General features: G+C 34.7%; 2 protein-coding genes. Both read left to right on the forward strand.

From position 1 onward, the window contains the following. Positions 1-405 precede the first annotated feature (405 nt). The gene (locus tag JHD79_RS22430; protein WP_199121588.1) at positions 406-1,542 is read left to right on the forward strand and encodes an AraC family transcriptional regulator; all 1,137 of its coding nucleotides are present in this window, start codon (positions 406-408) and stop codon (positions 1,540-1,542) included. A gap of 152 nt (positions 1,543-1,694) precedes the next feature. Continuing rightward, the coding region (locus JHD79_RS22435) for a serine hydrolase (protein ID WP_199121589.1) at positions 1,695-2,093 on the forward strand (399 nt) is incomplete at its 3' end.

Genomic DNA, 2,093 nt, shown 5'->3' on the forward strand with positions numbered 1-2,093 from the left:
CCCCCCCCCCCCCCCCCCCCCCCCCCCCCCCCCCCCCCCCCCCCCCCCCCCCCCCCCCCCCCCCCCCCCCCCCACTTTTCAAGCACAAGCCGGCATACGAGATGGTAACGCAGGTCTCGTGGGCTCGGAAGATGTGTATAAGAGACAGATTCCAAAGGATCTTCATTAATCTTTGAGATTCTAGTCAGATCATCAAGCAAATTTCTGGAAAAGTACACGGTCTCTGGAGCAAAGAAAGCCACAACGAAAGCTGTGGCTTTTTTGACGAAAAGTTGACCTAGATAATAATCATAAAAATTAGCTAAATTCGGGGCTTAAGATGAATGGATAAGGCGTGTGTATTAAAATTACAAACCTTTATGTGTAAACTCAACAAACAACTTTCCTGAAAATGAACAATGATTAATGGATAAAATTAATTTATTAGATACAATTGCTGTAATCACCATATTAATCTCCTTATTTCTATCATTGTTTTTGCTTACAGTCAAAACAGAGCATAAATTAAGTAACCGGCTTTTTACCCTTTTTCTAATTTTAACGGCCATTGATATTAGCGGAAATTTAGACTACCTGTTTGAAATTCCGTTGAATGGAAGAATTTTTCTAAGCTCAATTTTTTTCTTACAACTTCCCACTTTTTATCTATACATTTTGTCTGTTTGTTATGCCGATTTTAAGCTAAAACCAAAACATTTAATTCATCTTCTTCCCTTTTTAATAGCGAATTTAATCTTATTGCCTCGCTTTTATACGGTTGACCTGGCCGCTAAAGTTAGCTTTCTTGAAAATGTAAGCGGGATGTTGGAAATAAAGGTCAATCATATTCTCATGCATATCCAAATTGTATTATACCTCATTGCTGCTTTTATGATATTAAGAAAAGCAAAAAAAATATATCTTGAAAATTATGCGGGAGCAAGTATTGAATCGCTAACTTGGTTGGTTCAGTTTACTGTGGCACTATCGGTCTTTTATTTTATTGCCCTATTAAAAAACATCTTTAAATTCTCCACATATCCCCACATTTCCGAAGGCTTGAAAATTGGACTTTTCTTATTTGAACTGATCATCATTTTTTGGTACTTATATAAAGCATTAAACCATCCAAACTTATTTAGAAATATTAATTCGAAACTAAAACTGGTGCAGCAGATCGTTTCCGAAGAAAAAAATAAAGGGCAATTAGCCGCAGATGAAAAAGTATACGATGAGGAGTTATGGAAATTAAAGAAGTATATGCTCGAAGAAAAACCATTTCTGAATGCTTCCTTAACTATTCAAGATATATCTGTCGCCATTGGAATTCCGGTTAGAGACTTATCTATTTTAATTAATCATAAACTAGAACAGCATTTTTATGATTTTGTTAATGCCTATCGTATAGAGAGGGCCATGGATCTTTTAAAGGATGCTACAAAAAGCAAGGTAACCGTTTTGGAAATTCTATACGAGGTAGGTTTTAATTCAAAATCTTCTTTCAATACGGCTTTTAAAAAACATACCGGTAGTACACCAACTTCTTATCGTAAAGGTTTGTAAGACAGTTTTTTGTAATTACTCGTACCTGTCTTTTTTAATATTCGTACTTATTTATTGAAACAAATGCGTTCGACTACTTTTATTCGGTCGCACAGCATTGATTTCTTCTACATGTTTGTATCGAAATAATTTTTAATCTAAAATTCGTTACAATGAAAACTTCATTAAAACTTTTAGCAATGCTGTTATTATTCAGCAACCTTTCTTTTGGACAAGAAACCTTCAAGAAGATTGATTCGATCATAAGAGACAATTATCAAAAAAATCCTGATGTGGGGATTAGTGTTGGATTTGTCAGAAACAATGAAGAATATTATACGGCTTATGGTAAGTTGAATGCAGAAAGCAAGATTGAGATCAATAAAAATTCCATATTCGAAATTGCATCCATCACTAAAATTATAACTTCAAATCTAATTGCACAGGCAGTAATTGAACGTAAAATAAAAATAGATGATTATATCGACGACTTCCTTCCCAAAGGATATGTGTTGTCTAAAAACCTTAAGAACAAAATAAAAATTTCAGATCTGGCCTCTCATCAATCTGGT

The sequence above is a fragment of the Pedobacter sp. ASV28 genome, from assembly GCF_016428855.1.
Lineage (GTDB): Bacteria > Bacteroidota > Bacteroidia > Sphingobacteriales > Sphingobacteriaceae > Pedobacter.

Coding starts and splice junctions, on each gene's coding strand:
- JHD79_RS22430 (WP_199121588.1), top strand. CDS start 406: ATGGATAAAATTAATTTATTAGATACAATTGCTGTAATCACCATATTA.